This window comes from Mycoplasma sp. 1012 (assembly GCF_054343455.1).
Map to the genome: position 1 here is coordinate 1 of NZ_JBTGVG010000037.1, position 4,147 is coordinate 4,147.

A 4,147-nucleotide genomic window follows, 5' to 3' on the forward strand; every position below is an offset into this window, starting at 1 on the left:
TTTAGATTTAAATTCTTCTTGTTGTTTTGCAAAATTTAAAACAATAAGTTCCTGATCTAAATTTTTATTTTCTTTATTAGCATCATTTTTAACATTCTTAAGATCTTTATTATGCTTTTTATTTTTTAGTTTATATTTCCTGTTTTTATTTTCTCCAACAGATTCTAATTTATGACTGTTAATCATATTTAAAAGTATTTTTCTAACTCTTGAAGATTTAATATTTAAAAGTTTTTCTATATCTTTAGATTTAAATTCTTCTTGTTGTTTTGCAAAATTTAAAACAATAAGTTCCTGAATTTTATCGCCACTCTGACCATTTATCGCCACTTTATCATTATTTTTATCGCCACTCTGACCATTTATCGCCACTTTATCATTACTTTTATCGCCATTATACCCGTTTATCGCCACTTTATCATCATTTTTATCGCCACTTTGCTCATTTATCGCCACTTTATCATCATTTTTATCGCCACTATACCCGTTTATCGCCACTTTATTTTGTGTATTATAGTTTAAATTTTTTAACACAATAAAGAAAGAACTAGTATTAGAAATAAATTGTGGAATTAATTTTTCGTTGTAATTTTCTTGCTTTTTGTAACTTTCTATAATTTTCTTTAGTCCGCTTCCGCGTCTTTCCATTAAATTAAGTCTGCTGAAGACATCAGCAATAATAGGGTTTCTTCTTTTTGAAGCAATTTGATAAATATTTTGTTCTTGAATTAAAGAACCATCGGACATCCCACCAGGAGAATAAATTTCTAATCTATCATCATAGATATCAATGTGAATTTCTGAACCTTTTTCTGTATAATCCCTGTGAATTAAGGCATTTACAATACTTTCTCTTATAGCGATTTCTGGATAATCTGGATATTCAATTCTACTTACATCAGTTTTCTTTCACATTTTTTTATAATTAGAATTAATGAATTCTTCAGCACTTTGCAGTAAATACAAGATTGAACCTTGAAATTCTTTATCATCTAAAGCTTCAAGGCGACTATTTGCTTTATCTAAACCATTTCATCTAGTTGCAAAAACTCTTGATTGATAGACAAAATAATCATCTGCAAGCAAGGCACCAGCAAATGTTAAATTGCCCTTTTCGTTTATTAATGAAAAAGATAATAAATCACTATCATTTAAATTTTGTCCTGTTTTTTGAAAATAAACAGCTTTTAGTTTGCTAAAAGAAGCATTTTCGCTTTTTATATTACTATCAATACTATCAAAAGTTTTATTGCTTCCTTTTAAAACGAGATTTTTCATTTGGACATAATTTGCAGAAACACTTTGATTTCCAATTCTTACAAATATTTTTCTATTTCCGTTATCTATTATGTAGTAAGGAGTTTCGTTTCCTGGGGAAATTGTCAATATTATAAAATCTTTATTTTCATATTTTTCTATAGTTAATTCTATATCAGGAATCGGATCTAATTTGGTTTTGATTATTTCACTAATTTTCTCAGAATCTTTTTTAGCATTAACTAAACCTACAAATCGATCATTATCATCAATACCAAAAATGATTTTTCCGCCTTTTGTGTTAGCAAAAGCAACAACCGTTTTTAATCAATTAGTAACTTTATTTTCTTCTAGCATTACTTTCTTTTCACAAAAACTTGTTTCACCAATATATTTTTTCAAATCCATTTTTATTTCCTTTTTATTAAATATGTATATTAAAATTATACAATTTTTGTTTTAATAAAGTGGAATAATTTAAGATTTTATAATAAGAATTATTTTGCGTTTATATTTATTCAATTTTATATTGTTTTTCTTAAATAATTCCATAGAAAAGCATATTTTAAATAACTAAAATTATTTAAATTTTTGGTTTCTTTTTTCTTATTTATAGGACCAAGATCTCCGTTAATTTCTTTATATCTTTTTGCTATATCGATTAATTCTTCTCTTGTAAAATCATCTCACGTAATTTGTCTAGGTTTTTTAACTTTTTTTGTACTTACCTTTCTTTTGGAAGTTCTTTTTGATGATAATTCTAATTTCATATATAAATTATAATACTTAATGATTATCTTTTTAATTTTCTATTTAGTAAAAATAAGCTTTTATTCTTTTTATTCTATAAAAATTAATACTTCTAAAATCCTTTGTTTTTCATAGTTTTTATGTACTTAGTTAAACTCTTATTTTTTGAAAAATAACAAAGTCGGTTAAAAAGAAAACAAAAAAAACTTAACGCGATGCTAAGTTTTTGTCTAACCCTAATAAGTTAATATTTCTAATTTTCTCCGCTTGATGTTGTAGAACTTGTTCCAAAAGAATTTAATTTATTTCTAAAAGCAGTATCTAATTCATTGAATTTTCTTTCTCTTTCGTGTTCAGAATTTTCTAATTGTCTTACTCTTTCTTTTAATTGAGTAATTTCTCTTGTTAAATCATCGAATTTAAGTTTAGTTAGTCCTTTAATTAATTCTTCTAAATTGTCTCCACTTACTTTATTACCTAATTGTTCTAATAGTTGTTGAAATCCTTCTTCTAATTCACCCTGTCTTTTGGTAATTTTGCTTAAATCAATTTCTTTTTGTTCTTTATTTTGCAATTTTGCAATATCTAACTCGTTTTTATTAATTCTGGTTTCTAATCTTAAATTATTTTCATTTTGCTTTGCAATATGACTATTTAATTCCTTGCTTGTATCGTTGTTATTTGAACAACTTGTAAAAACAGAAATAGATGCAACAATAGCTAATGGACTTAAATACGTAATTAATCTTTTTTTCATATATATTCTCTAAATTTTCTTCCTTTTTTATTCTTTCTTAAATTTAATTCTACAAAAAAAAAAAAAAGCAAGTATTTGGCAAAAAGTTGTTAAATTTGAAGAATTTTTACCTATATAATCTTGTTTTATATTTGAAAATTTAGATATAAAAACTTATTTTTTATTTTAATTTTAGTTTAAGTTGAAGTTGAGCATTGATTTTCATTGTAATAAAAAGTTTTATGAATAAAAAACACTACATTTCTGTAGTGTTAGTGAAATGATTATTTTGCTAATTCTTGTTTTAGTTTAGCAATATCATCATCCAATAATTTTTCTCATTCACTAGACTTATCTTTTGGTAAAAATAATTCTAGCGCTGCTCTTGCTCCGTCTTTTTGTTGTTTTTCATATTCTTTCTTTTCAGCTTCTGATTTTTTATCATATTCTGCTTGGTTTTGTTTAATTGATACTTTTACAGTTAAATCAATTCATTCTTCTTTCTTTTTATCGAGTGAAGATTGACATGAAACTGCTAATGCAGCAGTTGTTAAAACAGAAATAGGGGTAGTTAGTAATAAAAGCTTCTTTTTCATATTTTTCCTTTCTTTGTATGTTATTTTTAGTTTAATGCTTTTGCATCTTTGTTAGTTCATATGATTGTTAAGATATAAGCCACTATTGGTCAAATAGAGAAAATCATTCCTAAAATTGAACCAACAAGTCCCACACCAGCAGCAAGTGCTCCTTCTGCGCTTTGAGCTACTGCAGATCCTGCTGCAAAAGCCAAAGTTATTATAAAAAGAATTAAACCTGAAAAGTTTTTTAAACTTCTTAGTTTTTGTTAAATATCTATTTGCATAATGTTTTTCTTTCATTTTTATTTTTTGGTTGATTAATATTATTAAGAAACTGAAGGGCCGAAAACTACTATTTTTAAGGCATTAATTTCTCTATCAAGATATTCTTCATTAGGAATTTTATCATTAGGAAAGTCCTTAACTCTATCTAATGCTTCTTGTATTTTTTGAGCATACTTGTTTCTTATATTTTCCAGTGCTGAAGGATTTGTATATTTTCCAGTAAATGTTTTATACAAATCAAATTCATCTTTAATAATTATTTCATAATGTCTTTTTACTAAATCTTTATATTCTTCTATTTTTTCTGGAATAGATTTTTTCTTTTGTTGTTCAACTGCTTTTTGTGTTGTTTCACTGCAAGAAATGGTAGTCATTAAAGCAATTGGACTTAATACACAAAAAGAAAATAAAATTTTACTTTTTTTTATATCTCACCTCCTTTCCATTAAAAAGTATTGAAAAATTTTATTAAATTTTATTTTTTAGTTTTTTTATAAATTAATTTGTCTACATATTTTTTAATTGCATAATGAATTTTCGA

Annotated in this window: 6 protein-coding genes; all 6 read right to left on the reverse strand. The window is 24.9% G+C overall.

Annotation, left to right across the window (positions count from 1 at the left end):
* Nucleotides 1-1,665, reverse strand: a 1,665-nt coding sequence (locus ACXX89_RS03925; protein WP_458557726.1) for an ATP-binding protein, incomplete at its 3' end; no start/stop codon positions are given.
* Nucleotides 1,666-1,781: 116 nt separating this feature from the next.
* Entirely contained in the window at nt 1,782-2,027 is a 246-nt protein-coding gene (locus ACXX89_RS03930) for a hypothetical protein (RefSeq protein ID WP_458557727.1), read from the reverse strand.
* Between the two features lie 233 nt (nt 2,028-2,260).
* Complete coding sequence (locus ACXX89_RS03935) at nt 2,261-2,764, reverse strand: hypothetical protein (RefSeq protein ID WP_458557728.1); 504 nt, start codon at nt 2,762-2,764, stop codon at nt 2,261-2,263.
* Nucleotides 2,765-3,027: 263 nt separating this feature from the next.
* Nucleotides 3,028-3,339, reverse strand: coding sequence for a hypothetical protein (locus tag ACXX89_RS03940; RefSeq protein WP_458557729.1), 312 nt, complete (start codon nt 3,337-3,339; stop codon nt 3,028-3,030).
* A gap of 26 nt (nt 3,340-3,365) precedes the next feature.
* Nucleotides 3,366-3,533, reverse strand: a complete 168-nt coding sequence (locus tag ACXX89_RS03945) for a hypothetical protein (protein ID WP_458557730.1) — start codon at nt 3,531-3,533, stop codon at nt 3,366-3,368.
* Nucleotides 3,534-3,647: 114 nt separating this feature from the next.
* On the reverse strand, nt 3,648-4,052 hold the full coding sequence (locus tag ACXX89_RS03950) for a hypothetical protein (RefSeq protein WP_458557731.1): 405 nt from the start codon (nt 4,050-4,052) through the stop codon (nt 3,648-3,650).
* Nucleotides 4,053-4,147 lie beyond the last annotated feature (95 nt).